The organism is Bacteroides sp. RTP31139st1_H2_RTP31139_211217 (assembly GCF_040227615.1).
In the GTDB taxonomy this organism is placed as follows: domain Bacteria; phylum Bacteroidota; class Bacteroidia; order Bacteroidales; family Bacteroidaceae; genus Bacteroides; species Bacteroides uniformis.
In genome coordinates this window covers 1-25,369 of record NZ_JBCNZM010000044.1, presented here as the reverse complement: position 1 = coordinate 25,369, position 25,369 = coordinate 1, and the positions used below count along the sequence as shown (strand labels likewise).

Sequence of the window (25,369 nt, the reverse complement as noted above, 5' to 3'; positions counted from 1 at the left end):
TTCCAATATAGAAGGAGTCTTGGCCAAAATGTAAGCATTCTCAGCACCTTGATAGGCCATGCCAGCGATTCCGTCTTCCGCAAACTTGGCATTACCGTTATCTGCTACCAAAAATCCCCATTCACCTTTATCCCGAATGTCCTCTTCATCAAAAGGAAGATACATCTTCAAAGGGGTAGTAGGTACTTCACCTGTACTCTCAGGGTAGTCGAAAGCAGGATGATCCATATCCTGAAAACAAGACTGCATACACAATGCAAACAGGCAAGAAGCCACAGATACTATATATTTTTTCATAAGTAGTTAGTACATTTATAGATTAATAATTGGGATTTTGAACCAATACACCATTCGACTTGTCAATTTCGTCTTGCGGAATGGGCAACAAAGCATGTCTGTCTTGATAACCGGTCTTGCCTACCGCATGAAGTACCTCTTTAGCAATACCCCAACGAACCAAGTCGTAGAAACGGTCGAACTCCATACCTAACTCAACACGTCTTTCATGACGAATGGCCTCACGCAGTTCATTCTGGTTGTTGGTCGTCACTTCCGGTAGAATTCCGATATTATTGCCACGAGCACGAGCGCGCACCATCTCCAAATAGTTACGGGCAGAAGATAAATCACCCAATTCACAAGCAGCTTCGGAAGCCATTAATACCACATCAGCATAACGTATCAGACGAATATTTACCCAATATCCTCCCTTTGTGAATTTCAAACGCATCGCCGGGTCCGTATATGCCTTCTTGTTAAAGTATTTAGCTATAACATCAGCATTCGAAATAGGTTTCTCACCATAAGGCTTGTTAGCAGGTATGGACTCTGGATCGTCCTTGCCGTTGCGTATAAAATAAAGCAAAGTTTCGTCTTTTCTCGGATCTCCCTCTTCAAAAGCATCTGCCAATTCTTGAGTAGCGGTGTGTTGCCCCCAACCGAGATTCCACTCGCCTGCGCCACGTACACCCTGAACGGAAGCAAACTGGCTTCCTATGTCATTAGAACCTGGTTGTGATTCTGTTGCCGTACATTGCAATTCAAAAACAGATTCACTACAGTTTTCACCTTTTTCTCGGAATATGTCTTCATAAGGTGTTTTCAGATTATATAAACCGGAGTTAATCACTTCTTCAGCGGCAGCCTTCATATTCCCCCAGTCATTACGCATCATGTATGTGCGTGCATGAAGAGAACGAGCAGCTCCCCAAGTGAGACGACCTACATAAAGTTGCTCCCACGTTCTGGGCAGACTGTTTTCGGCTTCCGTAAGGTCAGAATCTATTAATTCATATATCTTTGCCACAGAAGACTTTGGAACATTTGCCTCAGCTGCATCATAAACTTTAAAGTCAATCAAAGGCACTTCACCAAAAGCGCGTACAAGGTTGAAATAACAGAAAGCACGTACAAACAAAGCTTCCCCCTTATTGACGAGGTCACCTTCTGTCAATGACGGATTTTGGCTCATCTCATCAAGCAAATCATTTACCTTATGTATCAATGAATAGTTATCATTCCAATAACTCTTAATCATCCCATTACTTGCCAAATATTCAAAGTCATCGAACATCTTGCCGGTAGCAGCTCCATCGGACAATGTACTTCCTTTCTCTGCGTCCTCAGAACGCATACCGTGGATTGCCAATGCAGTATTGCCGCTTGTCAAATGAAAACCGCGCAACTTGGCATACATATTAAAAACCTGTGTTTCATAAGTACCACCAGTCAAATCATCCTCTGTCTGTTGTCCAAGCGGTTTTCTATCAAACATATCCTCACACGAAGTTAGTGCAAAGCTTACTGCTAAAAATGCTATATAATAAAATATCTTCTTCATAGTCTGTCTCTATATAATTTTAGAAAGTCAAATTAAAACCAATCGTATAAACTGTAGGCATAGGATAGCCTCCACCATCAATACCAAACGAAATAGCACTTCCGCCCACTTCCGGAGTATATCCTCCATTACGGCTCCAGGTCTTGGGATTCTGCACATTGGTATAAAGACGCAGTGACTGTACCTTGATACGATTCAACAGTCGTTTGTCAAAGTTATACCCCAATTCGATATTACGGATTCTGAAGAAACTGCCATCTTCGATGAAATACGTGGAAGCCTCCTGATTTATTTTGTGTGAAGGGTCGAGCAAGGGCTCCCAATTGGAAGTGCCCTCTCCATGCCAACGATTCAATTGCTCTGTGCGATAATTCAGTTGTGCATAGCTACTGCTTCCCCAATTACGGTAAATTTCATTTCCATAAACACCCATCATGTCAACAGTCAGGTCCAGATTCTTCCATCCCAAATTAACATTAAAACCGTAAGTAAAATCAGGAGTTGGATTACCTATCATTGTACGGTCATTATCAGTAATTTTGCCATTACCGTCAACATCAGCAAATTTCAAGTCACCCGGTGTTACCGAGCCAACCGAGTTAATCGGAGAGAAACGGATGTCGTCTTCGTTCTGATATACACCCTCAACCTTGTAACCATAGAAATAGCCAATCGGATAACCTTCGGAAACACGTGAGGGACCACTGATAATATTATAGTCTTTGTTTACCAGTGAAAGCACCTTGTTATCAATAGTGCTCAAATTAGCACCTAATCCATATCTCCAATCTTCCCCAATCTTGTCGTTCCAAGAAGCACTAAGTTCAAAACCGCGATTGCGAATCTCACCCACATTCTGTAATCCGGGAACAGTACCTGCAATACCCGGAATGGAAGTCAACATATCTTTTGTTGTTTTGTTATAATAAACCGGAGAAAGCTGCAAACGATCATTGAACATATGCATGTCAAAACCTACTTCCCATGAATAATTACGTTCCCATCCCAAAGTAGGTGAAATCAGTTTGTTGGGGCCTTTACCCGCAATGATATTGTCACCGAACACAGCTGAACCCGAACTAACAATGGTGGCATATGCCGGATAACTGGAACCAGTATTCTGGCTACCCAACACACCCCAAGAGCCTTTCAACTTCAAGAAGTTAATTACATTCTGGTTCTGCATAAACTTCTCTTCGGTCATTACCCAACCGGCACCGAAAGAGTAAAAGTTGTCCCAAGTATTACCTGTCTTATAGAAAACAGATGAACCGTCCCTACGGAAAGAAGCATTAAGTAAATAACGATTCTTGTAGTTATACAATGCTCTGAACAAATAAGACATGGTAAATCTGTCACTCTGAGAACCGCCATTAGTTGCCGTAGATACATCGTCGATGGTAGAGAGCCACCATCTGTCCGGGTCGTCGCCCACCAAAATGCCGTAGCCCGCAAGCTGGCTGCGTCCACCACTCAAACTGGAAGACTCATTGTAATTGGTTGTAAGACCGGCAGTCAATGTCAATCCATGATTGCCAAACTGTCCGAGATAAGTCAACACATAGTCAGACTGTGCAGCAAGAGAGGTAGACTTGCTTTGGTTCACACTTTCTCTTTCAGTCAACCGTTCTTTCCCCCCCTCCACATCGGGATTATAAACATAAATCAGCGGAGAATATGAACGTCCCTGACTGGAAGCATAGTCCATAGAGAAAGTTGCTTTGAACGTAAGGTTCTTCAGAATATCTATCTCTCCGAACACATTACCTGCCACGCGATAGTTTTCAGACTTGTTGTGAGCACCGCGCAGCTCTGTTTCAATAAGAGGATTCCACACTTGTGCACGCTGGAAGTCGGGCAGCGTATGTATCAGTCCCGATTCAAGGTCATGAGTAGGAGCAATAGGAGCAGCCTTCAAAGCACCATCCACACCCTTTGCATCAGGATACTTGGCACGAACTCCATTAAGCTGGAAACCAAAACGCAGGAAATCGGTTACGCTATATTCACTGTTCAAGTTTACGGTAAACTTATTGAGCTTTTCCGTTTTAATGGAACCTTCTTCCATGACGTAACCCAAACCCAAATAAAACTTACTCTTATCCGTTGCACCCGTAATGCTCACATTGTTATTGGTCAGAAAACCTGTCTGGAATATCTCATTCTGCCAATCAGTATTACCAGTCCATTGAGTATAATCATAAGGGTCGCTTCCTTGAGATATCAACTGCTCGTTGTACAGCATCTTAAACTCTTCGGCATTCGTCACACCTACACGGTCATAAATAACCTTCCAACCCACTGAAGAGTTGATGTTGACCATCGTCTTCCCTATTTTTGCCCTTTTAGTAGTAATGATGATTACACCATTGGCACCACGCACACCGAAAATAGCCAAAGAAGAAGGGTCTTTCAAGATTTCCATAGATTCAATATCCGCAGTGTTCAGATAATTGATATTGTCCGTGAACAGTCCATCTACCACATAAAGGGGTTTGAAACCGTTAATGGAGTTCGTACCGCGAACACGGATTTCAGGGTCTTGTCCTGCACGACCCGTATTCACCACCTGTACACCGGCAACCTTACCCTGTATGGATGCCAGTGGATTGGTAGAAGGCTTAGAGGCAATCTCGTCCGCTTTCACAGTAACGATAGAACCGGTCAAGTCGCGTTTCTTGGCACTACCATAACCAACTACAACCACCTCATCAATGAGCTGGCTGTCCTCTTCCATCTTCACATTGATAGTTGAACGCCCATTTACGGCAATCTCCTGCTCACGCATACCTATATAACTAAAAATCAAGGTAGCATTAGATGCCACATCAACAATCTGATATTTACCATTTATATCAGTAATACTACCTTTACTCTCCTGCCCTTTCACACGAACAGAAGCACCGATAACAGTTTCGCCTGTCTTGTCCGTAACGACACCCGAAATCGTAATTTTGTTCTGTGCCATCGAAGTAATGGCAAACAATAACATCACACATGTAATTAGTAGATTTTTCTTCATTTTGTATTGATTTAAAATTCTTTTGCAAACATACCGGAGAAGTTGATATATGTCAAAAAACAAGCTACCACAAGAGTACCACAGTTCACCGGAGGGGTACATCATTACTACTACTGTATAACATAAACGACAGATTATAAGGAATATAAAAGTACAATAAATATTTAGGTACTATTCATATATATAGAGCAAGAAGATAGAAAAGCAAAGGGGGCTTTTATCCTATTCTGAAGTTTTTTATCCCATATTCAAGAACGTCATACCTTTCACTGCCTCAAAGCCGACCATAAGATTTCCATAACCGATTGCCATTATACGATAGATTATATACCAAGCAAATACTGCAAAACGTTTGCAGTGAAGATGTAGACAATATGCAGCAACAATGCCATCTCAACGCAGTGGCTCGAATGCTGCATATTGCCGTCTTGAGAATCAGTTAGAGTAACTTGAACGCTGCTTTCTTTACGTCCTGGCTATTTCTGCCAATCATCACCTCAAAGTCACCGGACTCGCATACAAAATCAAGATTGTAGTTGTAGAACTTCAGCAATTCGGGAGTAATCTTGAAAGATACTTTTTTAGATTCACCGGCTTTCAGGAAAATCTTCTCAAAGCCTTTCAACTCTTTCACCGGACGGGTTACACTTCCCACAAGGTCACGAATATAAAGTTGAACCACTTCTGCACCGTCTCTCTTGCCCGTATTGGTCACAGTCACGGTAGCAGTCAGTTCGCCCTTATCCGTCATGCTAGTCTTGTCCAAAGACACGTCGCTATAAGAGAATGTGGTATAGCTCAAGCCGAAACCAAAAGGATAAAGCGGTTCATTGTCTATGTCTATATAGTTGCTGCGGAATTTCTGGAACCATGCACCGTCGGCAAGAGGGCGGCCCGTGTTCTTGTGGTTGTAGAACAAAGGAATCTGTCCCACGCTCTTCGGGAAAGTCGTAGTCAGCTTCCCACTCGGATTCACATCACCAAACAGTACATCACCGATGGCAAAACCTGCCTCACTGCCCGCAAACCATACATTCAGAATGGCCGGCACGTTTGCCTGCTCCCAGTTCAGTACCAGCGGACGACCGGTAAACAGTACCAGTACCACTGGTTTTCCTGTTTTCAATAATTCTTGTAACAGCATGCGTTGGGTGTCGGTCATTTCAAGATTCGTGCGGCAACTGCTCTCTCCACTCATTTCCGAAGACTCACCGAGCGCAGCCACAATAACATCCGATTTGGCAGCCACGGCAAGAGCCTCGTCCAGCAACTCCTTGTCCGAACGATTGTCACGGTGTAAAGAACGTCCGAACATAGTGGCACGTTTCTCATATTCGGCATCACTCATCAAATTACAGCCTTTCGCAGTCAATATTTCGGCTTTATCGCCTGCTACCGCCTTCAAACCTTCAGCCAAAGAAGTTGCATTCTTCAATACAGCAGCCACACTCCAAGTACCCGGCATATTACTGCGGCTGTCTGCCAACGGACCTACCACAGCAATAGTGCCTTTTTTGGCCAGCGGAAGCACATTACCCTCGTTCTTCAACAACACCAAGCTCTCCGAAGCAATCTTACGCGCAACAGCACGATGCTCTTTGGTAAAGATTTGCTTCTTGGCACGCTTCACATCACAGTATTTATAAGGATTATCGAACAAGCCCAACTTGTACTTAGCTTCCAAAATACGGCGACAAGCCGCATTAATTGCTTCTTCTGTCACTTTTCCTTCTGTCAATGACTTCTTGAGCGTACCTACAAATGCATCGCTCACCATATCCATATCCACACCTGCATTCAGTGCCAAGGCGGCAACAGTCTGCGTATCGCCCATACCGTGGTCGGTCATCTCAGCAATTCCAGTATAGTCTGTCACCACAAAGCCGTCAAATCCCCACTGCTTACGCAGTATATCCGTCATCAACCACTTGTTTCCAGTGGCAGGAATGCCATCGACCTCATTGAAAGAGGCCATCGCACTGCCCACACCGGCATCAACCGCCGCCTGATAGGGCAACATGTATTCATTGAACATGCGCTGATGACTCATATCTACTGTATTATAGTCACGTCCTGCCTCACCGGCACCATACAAGGCAAAATGCTTTACACAAGCCATGATTTCATCATTACGGCTCATATCCTTTCCCTGATAACCACGTACCATGGCCTGCGCAATGGCTGCTCCCAGAAACGGGTCTTCACCGTTGCCCTCGGACACACGCCCCCAACGGGCATCACGGCAAATATCCACCATCGGACTGAATGTCCAGCAAATACCGTCGGCGCTGGACTCAATGGCTGCAATACGTGCCGATTCTTCAACCGCCTTCATATCCCATGTACACGACAATCCCAAAGGAATGGGAAACACCGTTTCATATCCATGAATAACATCCATACCAAATAAGAGAGGAATACCCAAACGACTTTCTTCAACCGCCTGCTTCTGTACATCGCGGATACGTTCCACGCCTTTCAGATTGAAAAGCCCGCCCACTTCACCGGCACGAATACGTTTGGCCACATTACTACTTTTAGCCTGACCGGTCGTAATCTCACCGGTAACCGGCAGATTCAACTGACCTATTTTCTCTTCCAGGGTCATCTTCTTCATTAAATCGTCGATGAAACGATTCATATCGACCGGAGATTTCTGCGCATACGCACTAGCGGCAGTAAACACCAACAAGACTAAAAATGATTGTAACTTGAAAAGTAAATGCTTCATGTCTTTCATGCTTTTAATTTATAGAAATATTATTTTGCTGCAAATAAAAGAAAAGCATGCGACAACCTCCACATCCCGCACTACAACAAAAGTACACCCATCACTAAAAAACAAAAGAGGAAGTACAATATTAGGCACACCCTTTTTTCGGACACAACTTTTGTGATTAGGAAAAATAGTTGATTGATAACGAGTTAGTAAATGACACAAGTACGGATTTATCCGTATAAACATTATTTCGCTAAGGAAACTACTCTTTTCATGTAGGTTTCTATGTAGGTTAATTAATACCAATTGATTCCTACTAATGCGAATTAATAATAAGTCATTAACTAACTCGTTATCAGTCTATGTACACGATTAACATCAGGGGTAAGCAGAACCCGAAAGACACCAAGATGGTCAAGCTGGAGATAATTTTCTTCAAGACCGGTTACGCCCGTGTGCCGAAGGTTATAAACATCACAGGGCTATTAAAAGACTGGGATGTCAAGTCTCAGAGTTTCCGTGTAGGGAGTGCGGAGGCCACTACCAAGAACAAACTGCTTTTCGATTTGCGAACCAAATATCTGCATGTCGCCGATACCTGGGAGATGGAAGGCAGGAACTGGTCGCCCGTCCAGCTATCACATTGCTTCGATGAAATCAAGGCGGCCAAACCCGAGGTCAAAGTAAAGAGTGTCCAGCAGATGATCGATTATCTTGAAGAGACATTCAAAAACAAGAAACGCATCAAGAACGGTCAGATTGTCGACAGCACGACCAATGCTAAACGGTATGTCTATCTCAAGCGTGAACTGCAGGCGTTTACAAAGGAAAAATATGAAAAAGCCTTTTCCTCTTATTTCTTTACGGATATTACAGAAGAGTTTCTTCTTGACTTTGCGTTTTGGCTTAAAGAAAGAGGTATCAGAAATGGCAACAAGGCCGGACTTACACACAAACTAAGGTTGCTCCGTGCCGTATGCAGGCAGGCAGAAAAGAAAGAGATGTACGGGGTGAATATGGATAACTTCCTCTGTCTCGGTGATGATATTAATTGGCCGGAAACCACTTCAAGAGCAGTTCCGGAAACAGTCATAGCTAAAATCGCAAATGTTGACCGTACCTTGTTTACGAAAAAAGAGCAGTTGCATCTTGATTTGTTCCTGTTCAGCTACTATACCGGAGGTATGGCGAATGTCGATGTATGTAACCTGACATGGGATTTGGTCCAGGAAGACCGCATCGTCTATGAACGTATCAAGTTTCCCAAAACAGCCAAACCGGAATTACTCAGTAAAGCAAAAGCCATCATGAATAAATACCGTGGGCAAAGTTATGGAAATTATGTATTTCCTGTTTTTACTCATAAACACACGACCACTTCCAAGAAGACTACACGTGTCAAGCAAATTTCCACACGCCTTTCACAAACCTTGACGAAAGCATGCAAGATGCTGCGCATTAAAGAAAACATCACATGGTATTCCGCCCGTGGCTCTTTCATATCGAAGATGGTAGATGCCGGTAATAATCCGTATGTGGTTGCAGAGATGGCTGGTAACAGCCCATTGACCATCTATAAGCATTACTACAAGAATACAAAGCGGGAAGAAATCAAGCGGCAGATGGAAGAAATGTTCTGACCAGACATATCCATAAAGTTGTAAACACCTTGACAATTTCTCTGATGGATAAATCATACGGTGTAATGGCTGTTAAAAGTCATTGATTACCAATGTGATATTTGCAATATTGACAAAATCGCTCTTATTCTCGATTATTTTCATTACCTTTGTGGTCAATAACTTAAATAGAATTTATATGAAAGAATTGGTTTCAAAAATACAGGAAGTATATGCTACATTCTCCACGGATGCGGCACTTCAGATTGAAAAAGGCAACAAGGCCGCAGGGACCCGTGCCCGTAAGACCTCGTTGGAACTGGAAAAACTGATGAAAGAGTTTCGTAAGCTTTCCTTGGAAGAGTCTAAAAAATAACCTTTACACGTCCGGTCGTTATCACATAATGGCCGGTTCTTCTGCAGATGCGGCATAAAAACCATATTGGCAGAACGACATAATAAAATACGGAAAGCGTTAGCTTTTGTCATGCACCGAAATCTGGTAAATTTCACTTATCCGCAGGACAAACAGTTTTCGCCTATGCTTTTGCGTGGGCTTAACTTGTTTGCGGATAGGTTTACCAGAACCTCGGTGCTACGGGTTATGTCCCACGCTTTTTGGTCTTGGTACATTGAATGCTTGACGGGACTCAAGCCAAATACGGAGATATTATGAACGACATGAATCTGATGGATGAACTTTTGAAAATTCCTGCTGATGCAACTGCCGCCACCGTACAAGGCATAGAAATGCTGCTTATCGATGAAAACAAGGCGGGGGCTTTATTGGAGTCGGATCCTAATGACAACACCATCCACGAATGCCTTTTAAGCAACGGCCGTTTCCTGTTCCAATCGGACAATACCAACCTCGTTGCCCTGTATAAAGTAACAGGAGCATCTGAATAACGCTCCTGTTGCATATAATCACCTTATTTGTCTGATTTCATCCTTCCTGCAAAGGCTTTTGACGGTTTGAATGCCGGGATATTGTGGGCAGGCACTATTATCGTGGTATTCCTGCTTATGTTGCGTGCTGTCTTTTCCGCACGGTGTTTGATGATAAAAGAACCGAAGCCGCGAAGATAAACCTCCTCGCCGTTTATCATGGAAGACTTTACGCTATCCATGAATCCTTCGACAACTTGTAACACGACCTGCTTCTCCAGACCGGTCTGCGTTGCTATTTCCCTGACGATATCCGCTTTTGTCATATTAACTCTTGATTAAATACTGTCAATCCGTTCACAAAGATACATCATTTCCTGAAATATCCTCCTTTTACAAACACATATAATAAACATTAGCCGGCGTCCGTCTCTACTCTTTCGATACAAATAGTATCGAAGTATGAAGCTGACACTCAACCGCAAATTCAAAGGTCAGACCTATACCATAGGCGACCTGTCCATCGACGGCAAATTTTTCTGTAATACCATCGAAGATGCCGTGAGGGAACTTCCGGCAACCTGTCCGGATACTCCTCGCGGCCGTTCCTGTACCTGCAAGGAAAAGGTCTATTCCAAGACCGCCATTCCTGCCGGGACTTATAAAGTTACCCTTCAGTACAGCCCCAAGTACAAGAAAAAAATGCCATATCTGCACGATGTACCTCATTTCCTCGGCATCCTGATCCATTCAGGCAACACCGAGGGAGATTCCGCCGGTTGTATCATCGTGGGAAAGAATACGGTCAAGGGAAAAGTTTTGGAATCCCGTACTACATTCCAAAAACTGTATGCCATGCTCGAGTCCGAAAGGGACATAACCATTCAGATTATATAAATCGAATGGCGGTCAACAGGCTCAAACCACCCAGAAACCTGCGCATCGAGTTCAAACCGTCCCCACGGCAGTATGAACTCTGGAAACTGTTGCAACCGAACTATTGTCCCCATTGTGGCGGGGAGATCGAGCAAATCCTTATCGGTTATGACCAGCAAGGCAACCCTCAGTACAGGCCTCAATGCAGGCATTGCAAGTCGCAGAACCTGCCGCAGCTGATACTGGGAGGCGGAGCGGCCGGCGGCGGAAAATCGTATATCGGCAGCGTTTGGCTGGTGTCTTCATGTATTCGGTTCGAGAATATCCGTGCGGTGGTGGCCCGTAAGACACTCAAGTCGTTAAAGGAATCGACATGGAACACCATCAAGTCGATTCTGAAGGACTGGGGACTGAAAGAGGATACAAACTACAAGATAAACAACCTCGAAGGCACGCTCACATTCTGGAATGACTCGGTCATCATCATGAAGGAGATGGCGGATATCCCCAGCGACCCCAACTTCGAGCGTTTCGGCTCTTCGGAATATACCATCGCCATGGTGGATGAGGTGTCGGAAATCTCGGAACGGGCCGTCGAAGTACTGTTCTCCCGTCTCCGCTGGAGAACCCATGAGACATTCAAGACCCCGAGAATGCTGCTCACCACCAATCCGACGATTAACTGGGTGCGTTCCCGCTTCGTGCAGGACGAAAACGGAGACAAGGTCATCTGCCGCGAGGGTGAAGCGTATATACCTTTTTCCGTGTTTGACAACCCGAATATCGCTTTCCGTCAGGTGTACGAGGCGGCCCTGAACAAGATCCGGGACCAGGCGACAAAGGAACGCCTGCTCTATGGCAACTGGGATTTCGTGGAAGCCAACGATATGGCGATTTATAACAGTTTCGACGGCTCCCGGCATCTCGTTACCGGACTGAAAGAAAAAGCATACGATCCGACCAAGCCGCTCATCACGGTGTGGGACTTCAATGTTGCCCCCCAAATGTCGGTGCTCTCCGCACAAATAGACTATGAAAACAGGAAGGTCTATATACTGGAAGAGATACTCGGCAAGCCGGAGGAAAAGGAGAACAACACACCTGCGTTGGCACGGAAAGTACGCTTAAAACTTTACCGGGACAAGCATATTGGCGGAGTGGATGTGACCGGTGACCCTTCCGGGTTACAACGCTCCACCACCAACGAGGACGGCATCAACAACTATACCATCATCACGGACACTTTCGGCAGAGGAATCCTGCGACCGAAGGTAAAGCTGTTACGCAAGCAGCCTCCGCAGGCTACACGGTGCGAGTTCGTCAACGAGGTATTCGGGGGCTATGAAGGCTGGGAGATACAAATCGATATCAAATGTCGCAAACTTACCCAGGATCTGATTTACCAGCTTCGTAACGAGGACGGTACCAAGAGCAAACAGAAGACCACCGACCCGAAAACCGGTGTCAAATATGAACGGTATGGACACTTGTCCGACTGCCTTGACTACCTGCTCTGTTACTACCTGCGCGACAGCTGGTACAAGTTCAAGAGCGGAGGCGACGGGAACGGGTATGTGGTCTCCACATCGGTAATTCAGGAAGGATTTTCATACTAATAACGGAACAAGGATATGTACAGACGGTTTCTCAATAATGACGACTATCTTGGGATAATTACTCCGGAAGCACTAGCACAACTCACGCGGGGCAATGATGCACGATTCATCCAGGCGGAAGAATCGGCGGAGATGAGCATTGTGGAATATTTGTCAGAGAACTACGAGATTGAAAAGGAACTTGCAAAAGGAAAATATATCGCCGAATACGACCATCGAATTACCTATCCCGTGGGTGTGCATGTCTATTTCGAGGGACAAATCCATGAGGTGATACGCTCCGTCAGCGGCTATCGCAAGCCGGCAACGGCAATCTATTGGGAAGAGTGTTCCGATATCCACGTCGATGCGGGACAAGTTGTAAATTACTCCCAGTTCAACACCTATTATCCGGGTGATAAAGTAAACTACAACGGTGTTGTCTATATTTGCCTTGCCGAAAACGGGTACAAGTTCGATGATATCCGTATCCCGATGGTCGGCGGTTGGATCGAGACGGAAGTCACGTTATGGCAGCCTGTCGAGTATCCTCTGTGGTCAGTCGTTGAATATGAAGGGGCGTTCTATACTTTGATGACGCTTGACTGTTTCGATTGCAATCTTGACCCTATGGTGTCCGACTGTTGGGGAGCCATAGCCGATTACGATTCATCATACAATGCCTACGAATTGTCGGAACACGAATATGTAGTTTATGACGGACGGGTATTTTACCCGGAAACGGATGTGAACGCGGACACGCCGCAAGTCGGTCTAAACCTATCATTACACGATCCACGAAACTACAACCTCAAGAAGCATATGGTTCGATTGGCTATCTACGAGCTCACGAAACTCATTGCCCCGAATAATGTCAGTGTTGTCCGTATGCGCGATTACGAGGACAGCATGAAATGGCTTAATGATGCCGCCAAATTGCGACTTAATCCACAAATCCCCCGTAAAGTCGATGACACGAAAAAGCCGGTTACCGATTGGCAACTGGCTACTTTCCAAACAGATTATGACCCGTATCGAAACCCGTGGCTGACCTAAATAACAGTAAATACCGCTACCGGATTTGTTGTCGTAGTCTTTACCATGAACAAGAAACGAAATTACTGCTTGTTTGTTAGTTCCGTTTCCACAAGAGCCCCCCTGAACGGGTGGCAAGTTCCTTGTAATATGCCGCCAAAAGAAGATATAAATTTGGCCTTTTAGAATAATCCAATCTGCTATATTCCTTACTGCCTTTGCGGTATTTAATAATCTCAAGACATTGAATAATTATTTACTTGTTTTTGTGCCCGTTGGATTTAGGTTTGAATAAGGCATGAAGTCTTATCACGCACACCAACAATGTTTCATAATCAACATGAAAGTAGAGGCGTTCATCTTTCAGACTACATTGAAAGTGAATCCGATAGCGGCATGAAACGGTTCTCCCTACAGGACGGGCAGATGAGCAACTGCATGCTCTCTGCCCGTTTTCTATGGTACAAGGCAATTATAATAAAGCCATTTTTATTTTTCCCTGAAAAAAGTGTCGGTTATTTCATTGCAGAACAAAACATTTTTCTAATTTTGTATTTGAAGAAGTATTCACTCTAATAAACTGATATGTATGACAATGGATACATTGTAAAATGTCGCTCGATTTTAACAAATGATATTTGTTTGAGCGAAGCTTCGCATAAAGCGGACGTTTTTCTTGTGTGCATTAGTTACCTTACATATTCCCTTAAAAAGTGTATTAATAATTTGGCAGTGTGGAAAATTCGTGTAAACACACACACACACACACACACACACACACACACACAATTATCGCGCGTCAATATATAATAAAACATTTAATTTACAATGGATTACCGGAATCAATTATCCGGGGTTATCCTTGTCTTACGACAAAAGTTCCTATAAATACTCATCCTCTGCCATATTGTCTCAAAAAAGGCAGGATATTTTTATGGTCCGACGGTACTGGGGAGCGTTCTCTGCGCCCGAATATCGTCGGTTTTTTGTTTCCACCCATAACAGTCTGAAATCTCTTTTAGTGTTTAAGTATCTATGATTGGAATATATGGAAATAAACAAACCATGCCTGAATCCCAGAAAAAAGAACTTTTTTCCGCAGGTATTACCTATATGGTAAGTGGCGAATATGCCTTTGCCTTCTCCTGTTTCACGCAGGCAGGAAAGTCTGACCTGCCGACACTTTACAACAAGGCGTTATGCTACTACTACCTTTCTCTGTATAATGACTGCCGTTCCCTGCTGTTGGAAGCGGAGAGGCTGCTGCCACCGTTAACGGAACGTCTGCCGGAAAACCTGCCGGAAGCCGTCCTCCGCTGGGAATACGAAAAAAGCCCTGCCGGTTGTCCCATGCCGGAGGATGCTCCCGATAACCTCGCCGCCGTACAACTGTTGAGGCTGAAAGCGAAAGTGTCGGCCAGACTGCACCTGCACACGGAGGTGCGGACTATCCACGCCCGTTTGGGCAATAAATATCAACACATTGAAGAACTGATAAAAAACATACAACCATGAAATACAGTGACATATACAGACTTTATTCGACAAGTCAGCCGAAGGATGCAATTCATCAGGCGCTCCGGGAAGTGCCCGTCGATGACAGCGACGAACAGTACGAAGACCGTTCTCCGTTGCATCTTGCCTGCCAGTATGGAGACACGGAGGGGGTCAAGATACTTCTTGAACGTGATGCCGAACCCAACACGAAGGATGCAAACGGTTCCACCCCGATTCATATCCTCGGCAGAACCAGTGCCGGCTGTGCAGATGAAGACAAACTGAAAGAAATAGCCGTCATGCTCATAGAACAAGGAGCGAATATACCGCGTTCGGCCAAGAATACGACGGCCCTTATCGAGTGCATAAGGAACCGTCATTTCAAGATGGCGGAAGCGATCATAGATTCCGGAGCACGCGTCAACTCAACCGACCTTAACGGCGAGAACGTGCTTTTCGGTTTTTGTGCCGCTTCAGGCGACATCAGAAGGGATATCCGGTTCGCGAAAAAGGAACTGGACGAATCCGTACAATACCGTTACCCCGAAAACAAGATAGAGGAAATCAGGAGCAGGATTGCAAGGCTGGAGGATGATGGCGAAACCGCCTACCGACTTGCCAGAAGGCTTGTTGAAGAAGACAAGGCCGATCCGGAAGACAAGTCAAACAGTGGAAAGACAGCCTGGGATGCCGCCATAGAGAACAAGGCGATGAAGATCGCGGCCTTCCTTTCCGGAAGCGACCCCGATGTTGACGAACTTTCGGCCTTGCACGGCAACATGGACATATTCCAGGCTATGTACATGAAGGATATGGAGGCACTGGATGCCATTCTGCGTTCGGGTGCAGACCTGCAGACGGTGTGTGAGCACAAGGATATGTATGACTTTGAAAGCAAGTCGCCCCTCGCTTGTGCGTTCAGTTGGTTTGACAGCATACAGGATGCTCCGGCCATGATTCTGAACGGCGGAGCGAATCCGAATTACCGTTTCCCGAATGAAGAGACGGCTTTTTCGGTATGGGTGAGTAAGGACTATTTCTGCAAGGATACCGAGGTTTACAAGGGGCTGCTTGACCTGATGAAGGAAAAAGGCTGGAATCCCGAGCTTCCTGTTGATACGGAAGGCAACACGGCACTTGCCCTTTCCTGCCGCCATACCGGCTACAGGTTGGGTAAAACGGCATTCGGTTGGCTGCTCAAGGGAAAGGCCGACCCCAACGCCGCCAATCTTTCCGGCCAAACTCCCATGATGATTCTCTTCGGTGGTCATAAGGCGAACGAAAAATATGTGCCTTACGGCTGGTCAGCCGGTTCTGACGACCCCACGGAAATCCTCGAAAAGCTTCTCGAAGCCGGAGCTGACGTGAACAAGACGGACAACCGGGGAAACACCCTCCTGCATTATGTGGCGGCATGTTGTCGTGACAGCATGGCACAGAAAGCGATTGAACTCCTGCTGGACTTCAAGCTGCCTGACGTAAATGCCGTAAACAATGAAGGCAAAACGGCCATGGACGTGGCGGCAGACTACAACAATGACAATCTCGTAAGACTATTATTGAAATATTCTTAAACAAAGATATATGGACAACAACCAGACATTTCTCAATGCTTGCCGAAACGGGCAGAAAAGCATTGTCCAGATATTCCTGAAAAAGGGAGGAATTGACATCAACAAAAGGGATCAGGAAGGAAACACTGCTCTTTATTATGCCTGTCAGAAAGGTTACAGGGACATAGTGGCTCTGCTTCTTGACAACGATGCCGACGCGTCATGTATCAACAACCGTTCCGAAAGCCCGCTCCACGCGGCGGCACGGAGCGGCAACAAGGAAATCCTCGGGAAGCTGCTCCAGAAGGGGGCCGACATCAACGTGACGGACAATGAAGGACGAACCCCGCTAATATGCCTGCTTGACAACAAGCGTACAGATGCCGCCCTTTTCCTGATGGATCAGGGAGCCGATACGGAGGTCGCCGATGCCTCCGGCCACAAGGCCATCGACTATGCCACAGCCCACGGGCTGCGGGAAGTGGTCGCCCGACTCTCGTGCGGGAATGACCGGGATGCACGTGGCAACACCCCGCTTCATCAGGCCGTGTATAACGGACAGGGTGAAATTGTCCGCACGCTGCTCCTGTCAGACAAGTCCATGCTTGACTCGACGAATGACGGCGGAGAGACTCCGCTGATACTCGCCTGTATGCAGGGGAATCTTGTCATGGTCAACCTTCTTCTCGGGACCGGAGCCGATCCCGGCAAAGCTATGCTGAGCGGCAATGCCCCGATACATTACGCGGCCATTTCAGGTAACCGCTTTATAGGCGAGGCTCTGCTGAAGGCCAAAGCTGCGGTTGACGCACAGAATGACAACGGGGAAACCCCGCTTATTCTTGCAGCCAAGGAGGGCCACAACGATTTTGTGTCCGTCCTGCTTGAATTTCACGCGAATGTTAGCATCTCAGACAACCTCCAGCACACCGCCCTGTACTATGCAGGAGAGCGCGGCTTCAACGAAATCGTGGAAAAACTTCTTGAAAACGGAGCGGAATAAACAGGTAAGATATTCATTAACAAATTTAATATTAGAAAGATATGGCAGAAGAAACCAAGAAGACACCTCAGACACCCGAGGAAATCGCAAGAGAAGCACAGGCTCAGGCCATGAAAGCAGCACTGGAACAGGCGCAAGCCTTGTATGGCAACGTACCCGGATTTGAAGGCACCGACCTGATGAAGATGCATGAAAAGCTGATGCAGGACTCGGCCGAGATGTTCCCGGGAGTTGCGGAGGCACAGGCATACCAGGCAAAGATGATGGCAGAATCCGCCCAGGATCCCGAGGCGATAATGGAGACCTACAGCAAAAACATCGAGTTCGCAGGGAACATGATGCAGCAGGCAATGAATGCCGGATTCATGCCGGAAGGTTTACCGGATTTCTCGGACGGTTTTGACGTATATGCAGGTTGGGAAATCACCCGCAAGGGCGACAACAGCCTGACACCTGAACAGAACAGACTTCTGGCTTATGGGGCACCTCTGTTCCTATACAACGATGACAACGTGGACTCCCTTGAAAGTACAGCAGGCACGGACACCCTTAAGGAAATGCTTGAGGAATGGTGGGAAGTTACTGACAGGAAGAGTGCCCTGGAGACCATCTCATGGCTGCTGAACGAAGGCCAACATGCCGGTGCGGATCCGGCCTTGACTGAAATCCGCCAGCGTGGAATCGAGGCCATCACCGAGGAAGAAAAGGCGGACGAGGACAGCAAGATCGGCGATGCGTTCACGATAGCTGAATTTGTAATGGGAGTAAATGAAACGACGGAAGCGGACCTGCCCGAAACCGTGCTGGCATGGGACTTTGTACGTGCCGTGAACATGGCCCGTTGGGCTTTCATCTGCGGCTACATCAATGAAGACGAAATGTGGGAAGCCATCAGAACCACTGCCGGCATAGCCAAGGAATCCTTCAATTCGTGGGAAGAATACGGCAACAGCTTTGCCGTGGGACGCGGAATATGGAGAGGCGAAACAGATGACTACGAGACTGCGGATGAAGTCGTGGGAGCGCTTCTCAATAAAGAAGATTCCCCTTGGAAGGCAATCGAATGGTAGAATCCGAAAAAAATAGGATCAACAATATCTTAAAAGTTTTACGATTATGGCACTTTTCAAAAATGCAGCAACAGAATGGGAGAAAACCATGACAGAGAATGATCTTGACCAAATGGAAGCACAAGGTCTTGACGTAAGTAAATACAGGGAGAAACTGGCCGCACGGCGTGCAAAGGAGGCCGAAGAAGCCAAGCGAGACAGGGAACTGTACAAGAACCCGACACAGCTTGACAAGATGAAACCGTACATGCAGACGCCACGCAGTTCTGAGACCGAGTTCTTCAAGAAACTTGCAGGAAAGGCACCATGGCTGGGCAAAAGCAAGTGGTTGAGAAAATTCACGGAAGGATATATCGTTTACGCGGGGATTGTCAGTGCCCCGGCAGAGGCGTGGAAAGGCGTGAAGCACAAGGACGACTCTTTCCATGGTATTGGCATATACGCACTGGACAAGGGACACATGAACGATGTGGAATGGCTGAAGAGAGTGATGGAAAAGCTGCGCAACATGTGTGAAGGCAGGCAGCCGGTAGCTCCCGGATGTGAGGGCGTAGTCAGTCTTGCCAAGGAGGAGGACTGCTGGTCAACCGTGAAACTGAGTGGTGAAATCGTGGAAGGCGCCGATGTGGAAGTAAGGAAACTTGTCCTTTATTACAAGGAACTTCCCCAAGGCTATCTTCCTTCAGACGGCATCGTCCCCCACTTCTACTGGGAAGGGACAATCAGAGTCATACCGGCTGAATTGTATGTCTAAATCCATCTGAAAATATGATTATAGCCGTTATATGTATTATCGTGGTACTGCTCATAATTATTTTATGGGCAGTATTCACTAACAACAGCCTTATTGCAAAGAAGAACCGGGTCAAGCAATGCAGAAGCGGTATCTGCGTGGTCCTCAAACAGAGGAATAACCTGATCCCCAATCTTGTCGCATCCGTAAAGGCATACATGGGGCACGAGAATGAGATTCTCACCCGCATTGCCGATTTGCGGTCAAGGGCTTCGAACGCTACAGAGTCCGAGCAGATAAAAAGCGGTACGGAAATGTCCTCGCTTCTGTCAAGACTGAATGTGGCGGTGGAAGACTACCCGGAGCTGAAGGCGAACCAGCAGTTCCTTCATCTTCAGGTCCAGATCGAGGACATGGAGAATGAGCTGCAGGCAATCCGGCGCACCTACAATGCCGCTGCTACCGATTATAACAATTACATTGAAATGTTTCCGTCGTCGATAATCGCATCCTGGCGCAAGCATGAGCAGCAGGAGTTGATAGAGTTCCCGGAAAGTGAGATCAAGGAAGTGAAAGTGGGAGAATTATTCAAGTAAAGCATGGAAGAAAGTCAGAATATAGATTTCAAGGGCATTTCCCTTCACATGAAGAAAGAGATGTCCCGTATCAGGATGCTCCGGATTGTGTTCCGCATCCTGACCTCCATTGTCTATCTGTGTACCGTCGTGTGGTTCGGTTTCTGTATCTTCGGCGGATTCCTCGTGGACCGTACTGACTATGAGACTTCCGTCACCACGGGAAAATACCTCATGATAGGCTTTGCCGTATTTTTTGTACTTCATTTCGCATTCATGAAATGTTTTGCCGCGCTGAACAAGAGGGAAACCTACACGATGGCCCACATCATCTACCTGCTGTTCCCGGGAGCAAGGTACAATCCTTCCGGTTCCATACAGCCGAAAGTCTTTGCGGACAGCCGCCTGTTCGGAACGGCATTGTCATCGGGCAATTCGGTAAGTTCGACCTGTTACGGCCGTCTTGACATTCCCGTCGGAAATGACATGATGACTGTCGTGGATGCCGGTGTGACTTCAGCCAATTCGAAAGATTTCTCGGCCTTCAACTTCCTTGAAGTGCCGTACCAGTATTTTATCCGTCCGATATTCGGAGTCAGGATAGAGAGCACGATGCACAGTTTCAGGGGCATGTTCGGGTGCTGCAAGCTGAACCGCACCTTCAGGGGCTACGTGATGCTGCTGCCCGACCATCTGGAAAACAAAATCGGCTACCTGGCGCAAACAATCCAGGGAATGAAGGAAAAGTACGGGGCAAAATTCGTACATTTGGAAGACCCGGAGTTCGAGAGGCATTTTGCCGTGTACGCGGATGACGAGGTGGAAGCCCGCATGGTGCTCACCCCGGCGATGATGCGGAAGCTGACCGCCCTGCGGAAATCCTTCAGCCGTGACCTGATGCTCTCCTTCAACGGGAACATGTTCTACTACGCATCCGACACTCCGGACGGTTTCTTACGTCCCGGCAGGAAGTCGCTGGATGACGAACATCTGCTGGAACAACTGTACAGGGAGGTGAACTTCTGTCTCACTGTAGAAAATGGAATCAAATAATCAACAATAATCGAAAACGAATAAAAAGAATTACAACATGAGCGAACTTAAAAATCTGTCAGCCATTCTTGAAGGAGGTGCTGTTCCGGCCGGTTATAACGGGAAAGCAATCGGCAAATTGTCTAAGACATACCTCAAACTGGAAAACCGCAAAGTAGTAAACCTCTATCCCATCAGAACCGTGATGCACGAAGACAGCCGCTATTGCCTGTATGCCTGCCCGTTGAAAGGGACTGAAATTGACGAGGCCACCCTTCAGAGCATCAAGGCTGAAGTGGATACGCTGGAAATCGGTGAAATCCGTTATGATTCCGTACAGTCCTGTGGCTATGACTATTACATAGTAGATCCTGATACAGGCCGTCATATACTGACAGGACAACGGGATATGGATTCGGTAATGGAAATAAGCGATCATTATGACGGCGTCATCCTGTTCAGCAAATCGGTATTCTCGCCAAGAAAGGCCAATCAGCTTGATTGTGCCTATGCCTTGATCGGCATTGAAAAACAGCCCAACGAGTTCAAGATAGAGGCTATTCCTAATAGCGCGATAGGCCAAGCACCTACGATACTGGAATTTGAAGCTCCGCAGGAATCGCCTGCTGTCGAAAAATACAGGTCGGCCATGACGGTCCTGTCCATAATCATCACCGCGGCTCTGCTTATCTGGTACTTTTTCATAAAATAATATCACCGAACGAATAACTTCACTAATATCCGAATATGGCTACATTCAATTATTCTTCCAAATCGTCCATCAAGGACAATCTGACTGAAATCCTTGTCGGTGCCGGACTGATAATAGTACCGGTAGTTTATCCTTTCGGTATAAAAGTCGGTACACTTCGCATCCTCGGACCGTTACCAACAGCCATCATCCTTGCCCTTGTCGGACTGTACATGCTGTTCAGAGCCTGGCGGAAGATACATAAGGCCCGCAAGTTGGCTGCCAAAAGCTGTATCATCACGGTTGACGGCGATAAGGTGACATACCCGGTCATCGTGAAAGGAAATGTTGAGATGCGTTCTTTTACATTGTCGGAAATATCCAGTTCAAACTACAATTACGACAATGGTATTCTGACAATCACCCTCGCCAACGGCTCAACGGCCAAATTTGACGTTGATTTCTTTGACGGACTGCCACAGCTTAAAGAATTTGCGGCGCTCTTGAAAAAATAAACCGGTGAGATATGGAATGGTTGGATAAAATAAAGGATTTTCCGAATCTGATACAGCAGGAACCCCGCTACGGCTATCTGGTCGTGGCGGGCCTGCTTCTGATATGGCTTGTCGGTGTCATCTGTGGCTGGAAGTGGACGTATTCCCGTCCGGGTAGTACAGGAGGTAACTTCTGGATGAATCTGCTCGGTCCGAAAACTTTCCGGTTCTGGCTGGGAGTGATTCTTGCCGTCGGGATAGGACTGTCTCTGTACCTGTTCTCTATTTCCGGCAAATAGCTGAGTGCTCTTTCCCGGATGCCACCTGTAAACTTAAAAAGTGATTGAGTATGAAAACAATTCCAATTATAACCTTCTTCCTGTGCACGGTGATGTATGCCCATGCACAGCTTAACATCGTTCCCAAGAACGATGGACTGAAAGAGTACACGGTGACAAATGCCCACCCCTATGACAGCCTGACGAACGTGGAGAAGCGGAGTTTCACTTCCCTTCCGGGACAGACCCTGTACATGCATGGGGTAAAAAATGACAGGAACGGCTACTGGGATGCTTTCTACACGGTCAATTTCCTTACCGGGGATGACCGAACGGTGTACAAGGCGGTCAACATCAGTACCACCCCTTCTAAAGAGGTAGTGGGGAAATATTACGAGGTAGTGAAGGTCTGGACAAAGACAGACTACCTGTCGGCTGGATGCTGCCTGCTGCTCCGTGAAAAAGAAAGCGGTGATGAGATGTATTACAACCCATTCAGGTATCCGCTGAGCATGACCTGTATAGGGTATTATGAGAAACTGAAACGCTTTGTCGGACAGACATTCCTGTCACTTGCCAAGGCCGTCGAGACCGAGGACGGTCAGGTAATCACCCCGGCTGAAGGTGCGGAGTACCGTTGTGTGGACATCGGCCTGAAGATGAACAGTGATGGGGCGTTTCTGCTGATGGAAGGTGCTGACGGTGTCCGTGTGGAAGCATTTCCTATAGGCGGTGACGAGGTGTACGAGTTTGTAAGCACGGCACGTATCGGCCAGCTGGAAAAACGGTACGGCGAGAAATACGGGAAGCTGATTGCCTTCCGCAAGGTCGATACCGGCATGACGAGGGAAATGGTCATCGCCGCGTGGGGCGAACCATACCACAAATCGGAAGTCAAGAAGGAAGGCAGGACTCTGGAGACATTGCGCTTTTCCGACAACCGCTATGTTGAACTGCTTGACGGGGAAGTACAGTATGTGCGCATCTATTGAACGGAGCGCAACCTTTATCTGTAAAGTCACAGGCAGGGCCTGCATTTATCGTATATTAACAGATGAAAGTACCAAGGAATCAGGGTAAAATACCTATCTTGCGCAAGAATCTTCAATAATTGACGACTCAAAAAGAAAGAACTATATGGAAAAGGATAATATCAAAGGATGCTTTGTCTCGTCCGTGTTGCTTTCACAAAATCAATGGGACAAGAAACAGTTCATCCATGACTTCGAGGAAGACTGGGGAATCGTCCTTACCGATGACGACGACAACGGGGACGTACTTGTCGGAATGTTCAGCGGCATGACATTGGCAATAGCCATCATGCCCGGTCCCGTACCCAACGGAGAAGCGGAACACTATGCACAGGGCAACTACCTGTGGAAAGATGCAACAGAAGTGGCACGACAACACGAGGCTCATATCCTCGTATCCGTGACCGGAGACCAATCCAACCTGCTGGAGAGAGCCAAACTGTTCACCAGAGCCACGTCTTCCTGCCTGAAACAGTCCTACGCTACAGCGGTATATACCGACGGTATGGTGTTCCAACCCGAATTTTACAGGGATATGGCCGCACTCCTGCAAGAAGATGAACTGCCCGTCATGGACTGGGTATGGTTCGGCATCTACCGCACACAGAAAGGAATCCCCGGCATCTATACCTACGGACTGAGAAAATTCGGGAAAGAGGAAATCGAAGTGTATGCCCCTGCCGATCTGAGTGACATCCGTGATTTCCTAATGGACATCGTGCATTATATCCTGTCGGATGATGTCACCTTGCAGGACGGGGAAACCATAGGATGCTCCGAAGAACAGAAACTTGCCATCACGCTTAGCGAAGGCATCGCTTTGGACGGCATGACATTGAAACTTGAATATCCGGACGAATGAGAAAGGTAAAGGGAAACATAAGAAAAATGCTTGCGGCCATCGTTCTCACGCTGCTGTGTTGTTCTGCCTTCGCACAGCGGATCGTGGAATCCGGTGACTTGCGAACCACCACGGACGAACAGCATGGAACAGTCGTCCATTATCTGAAGGGCGGAAAACGTCCGCTATCGGGCAAATTCCGTATCTTGCGGGGGCAGGATGAGGAAATAGTGCATTTTTCCAAAGGGGTTATGCAGGGCGAGTACAGGCGTTTCCGCAACGGCAGCCTGCGGGAAAAGGGCAAGTATACCGACGGCAGACGGCATGGTCTGTTCGTTTCCTATCATCAGGACGGAAAGACACCGCAACGGGAAGCACCCATGCAGTACGGGAAGATAGACGGTACGGTAAGGACATGGTTCAGCGACGGGAAGCCGGACATGGTTCAGGAATATAGGCAGGGCAAGCGGAACGGCAAGGAACAACGCTTTGACCCGAAAAGCGGCAAGCAGATCTACGAGGCAAACTATACCGACGACCGGAAAGAGGGAAAACAATGGAAAATCAGCGAGGATACCACCGAGAGATGGGTCAGCAAAACCGTCAGCCACTATAAGAACGGCGAACTGGACGGCCCCTACGAATACACGGCCCACCTACATGGCAAGCTGTACGCCTACAAATCCGGCTCGTACAAGAACGGCTACAAGCACGGTTCGTGGAAAGAAATCGACCGGGACGATATCGCAGTCCAAGGCGAATACACCGAGGGACGCGAGACGGGACACTGGATACGATATGATATCATAAGCGGAGAAATCCTGAACGAGTGGGACCGGTAAAATTTAAAAAACATGGAAATATATACTCCAAAACCCAAAATCAAACTTTCTCCTGTGGTAAGAAACGGGAGAGAATTTGTCGAAGTGACTTTCGGTAATGACAATGACATCCGCTTGTCGCTGTCGAAGGAAGAA

At 46.9% G+C, this 25,369-nt stretch carries 23 protein-coding genes and 2 pseudogenes; 20 read left to right on the top strand and 5 right to left on the bottom strand.

All coding sequences use genetic code 11. The features are described from left to right. The 4 genes and pseudogenes from ABUA47_RS09585 to bglX form a co-directional block, all read right to left on the bottom strand. Positions 1 to 297: pseudogene (locus tag ABUA47_RS09585) on the bottom strand (LamG domain-containing protein); the annotation flags it as partial. Between the two features lie 22 nt (positions 298 to 319). Further along, positions 320 to 1,840: a RagB/SusD family nutrient uptake outer membrane protein gene (locus ABUA47_RS09580; RefSeq protein ID WP_051009004.1), complete on the bottom strand. Its 1,521-nt coding sequence runs from the start codon at positions 1,838 to 1,840 to the stop codon at positions 320 to 322. A 19-nt stretch (positions 1,841 to 1,859) separates the two neighbouring features. Then, positions 1,860 to 4,862, bottom strand: coding sequence for a SusC/RagA family TonB-linked outer membrane protein (locus ABUA47_RS09575; protein WP_009037665.1), 3,003 nt, complete (start codon positions 4,860 to 4,862; stop codon positions 1,860 to 1,862). A gap of 439 nt (positions 4,863 to 5,301) precedes the next feature. Next, a complete protein-coding gene (gene bglX, locus ABUA47_RS09570; protein WP_016272416.1) occupies positions 5,302 to 7,593 on the bottom strand; it encodes a beta-glucosidase BglX in 2,292 nt (763 codons plus the stop codon). A gap of 350 nt (positions 7,594 to 7,943) precedes the next feature. Between bglX and ABUA47_RS09565 the strand changes: the two genes are divergently transcribed. From ABUA47_RS09565 to ABUA47_RS09555, 3 genes are all read left to right on the top strand, one after another. Next, positions 7,944 to 9,221, top strand: coding sequence for a phage integrase SAM-like domain-containing protein (locus ABUA47_RS09565; RefSeq protein ID WP_004293508.1), 1,278 nt, complete (start codon positions 7,944 to 7,946; stop codon positions 9,219 to 9,221). Between the two features lie 178 nt (positions 9,222 to 9,399). Continuing rightward, entirely contained in the window at positions 9,400 to 9,576 is a 177-nt protein-coding gene (locus ABUA47_RS09560; RefSeq protein WP_009316604.1) for a histone H1, read from the top strand. A 296-nt stretch (positions 9,577 to 9,872) separates the two neighbouring features. Further along, positions 9,873 to 10,109, top strand: a complete 237-nt coding sequence (locus ABUA47_RS09555; RefSeq protein ID WP_009316603.1) for a hypothetical protein — start codon at positions 9,873 to 9,875, stop codon at positions 10,107 to 10,109. 23 nt (positions 10,110 to 10,132) lie between these two features. Here ABUA47_RS09555 and ABUA47_RS09550 read toward each other — a convergent pair whose 3' ends face one another. After that, on the bottom strand, positions 10,133 to 10,414 hold the full coding sequence (locus tag ABUA47_RS09550) for an HU family DNA-binding protein (protein ID WP_008142902.1): 282 nt from the start codon (positions 10,412 to 10,414) through the stop codon (positions 10,133 to 10,135). Positions 10,415 to 10,550: 136 nt separating this feature from the next. Here ABUA47_RS09550 and ABUA47_RS09545 point away from each other — a divergent pair, with 136 nt between their 5' ends. The 17 genes and pseudogenes from ABUA47_RS09545 to ABUA47_RS09465 form a co-directional block, all read left to right on the top strand. Next, positions 10,551 to 10,985, top strand: a complete 435-nt coding sequence (locus ABUA47_RS09545) for a DUF5675 family protein (protein ID WP_009316602.1) — start codon at positions 10,551 to 10,553, stop codon at positions 10,983 to 10,985. Positions 10,986 to 10,990: 5 nt separating this feature from the next. Beyond that, positions 10,991 to 12,580 (top strand): phage terminase large subunit, encoded by a 1,590-nt coding sequence (locus tag ABUA47_RS09540; protein ID WP_004303996.1) that lies wholly within the window; start codon positions 10,991 to 10,993, stop codon positions 12,578 to 12,580. 15 nt (positions 12,581 to 12,595) lie between these two features. Continuing rightward, positions 12,596 to 13,615 carry a hypothetical protein gene (locus tag ABUA47_RS09535; RefSeq protein WP_009316601.1) on the top strand — a complete coding sequence of 340 codons (1,020 nt, stop codon included), beginning with the start codon at positions 12,596 to 12,598 and terminating at the stop codon, positions 13,613 to 13,615. A gap of 1,044 nt (positions 13,616 to 14,659) precedes the next feature. Further along, positions 14,660 to 15,109 carry a hypothetical protein gene (locus ABUA47_RS09530; protein WP_009316599.1) on the top strand — a complete coding sequence of 150 codons (450 nt, stop codon included), beginning with the start codon at positions 14,660 to 14,662 and terminating at the stop codon, positions 15,107 to 15,109. Further along, on the top strand, positions 15,106 to 16,665 hold the full coding sequence (locus ABUA47_RS09525; RefSeq protein WP_009316598.1) for an ankyrin repeat domain-containing protein: 1,560 nt from the start codon (positions 15,106 to 15,108) through the stop codon (positions 16,663 to 16,665). Before ABUA47_RS09530 ends, ABUA47_RS09525 begins: the two co-directional genes overlap by 4 nt. A gap of 10 nt (positions 16,666 to 16,675) precedes the next feature. Further along, complete coding sequence (locus ABUA47_RS09520; protein WP_009316597.1) at positions 16,676 to 17,647, top strand: ankyrin repeat domain-containing protein; 972 nt, start codon at positions 16,676 to 16,678, stop codon at positions 17,645 to 17,647. Positions 17,648 to 17,688: 41 nt separating this feature from the next. Continuing rightward, on the top strand, positions 17,689 to 18,717 hold the full coding sequence (locus ABUA47_RS09515) for a DUF1266 domain-containing protein (RefSeq protein WP_234133644.1): 1,029 nt from the start codon (positions 17,689 to 17,691) through the stop codon (positions 18,715 to 18,717). Between the two features lie 46 nt (positions 18,718 to 18,763). Next, entirely contained in the window at positions 18,764 to 19,471 is a 708-nt protein-coding gene (locus ABUA47_RS09510) for a hypothetical protein (RefSeq protein WP_018665638.1), read from the top strand. A gap of 14 nt (positions 19,472 to 19,485) precedes the next feature. Beyond that, positions 19,486 to 20,046 carry a LemA family protein gene (locus ABUA47_RS09505; RefSeq protein ID WP_009316594.1) on the top strand — a complete coding sequence of 187 codons (561 nt, stop codon included), beginning with the start codon at positions 19,486 to 19,488 and terminating at the stop codon, positions 20,044 to 20,046. A 3-nt stretch (positions 20,047 to 20,049) separates the two neighbouring features. After that, positions 20,050 to 21,078, top strand: a complete 1,029-nt coding sequence (locus tag ABUA47_RS09500) for a DUF3137 domain-containing protein (protein WP_004328545.1) — start codon at positions 20,050 to 20,052, stop codon at positions 21,076 to 21,078. Positions 21,079 to 21,115: 37 nt separating this feature from the next. After that, entirely contained in the window at positions 21,116 to 21,769 is a 654-nt protein-coding gene (locus tag ABUA47_RS09495) for a hypothetical protein (RefSeq protein ID WP_004328544.1), read from the top strand. A gap of 35 nt (positions 21,770 to 21,804) precedes the next feature. Then, positions 21,805 to 22,263 carry a hypothetical protein gene (locus ABUA47_RS09490; RefSeq protein ID WP_009316593.1) on the top strand — a complete coding sequence of 153 codons (459 nt, stop codon included), beginning with the start codon at positions 21,805 to 21,807 and terminating at the stop codon, positions 22,261 to 22,263. Positions 22,264 to 22,274: 11 nt separating this feature from the next. Then, positions 22,275 to 22,541 (top strand): immunity 17 family protein, encoded by a 267-nt coding sequence (locus ABUA47_RS09485; protein WP_004328542.1) that lies wholly within the window; start codon positions 22,275 to 22,277, stop codon positions 22,539 to 22,541. 50 nt (positions 22,542 to 22,591) lie between these two features. Continuing rightward, positions 22,592 to 23,512, top strand: a complete 921-nt coding sequence (locus tag ABUA47_RS09480) for a hypothetical protein (RefSeq protein ID WP_004328541.1) — start codon at positions 22,592 to 22,594, stop codon at positions 23,510 to 23,512. 145 nt (positions 23,513 to 23,657) lie between these two features. Further along, on the top strand, positions 23,658 to 24,413 hold the full coding sequence (locus ABUA47_RS09475) for a DUF4261 domain-containing protein (RefSeq protein WP_009316592.1): 756 nt from the start codon (positions 23,658 to 23,660) through the stop codon (positions 24,411 to 24,413). Further along, the gene (locus tag ABUA47_RS09470; protein WP_009316591.1) at positions 24,410 to 25,234 is read left to right on the top strand and encodes a toxin-antitoxin system YwqK family antitoxin; all 825 of its coding nucleotides are present in this window, start codon (positions 24,410 to 24,412) and stop codon (positions 25,232 to 25,234) included. The genes ABUA47_RS09475 and ABUA47_RS09470 overlap by 4 nt, the downstream gene beginning before the upstream one ends. A gap of 12 nt (positions 25,235 to 25,246) precedes the next feature. Continuing rightward, positions 25,247 to 25,369, top strand: a pseudogene (locus ABUA47_RS09465) (integrase); the annotation flags it as partial.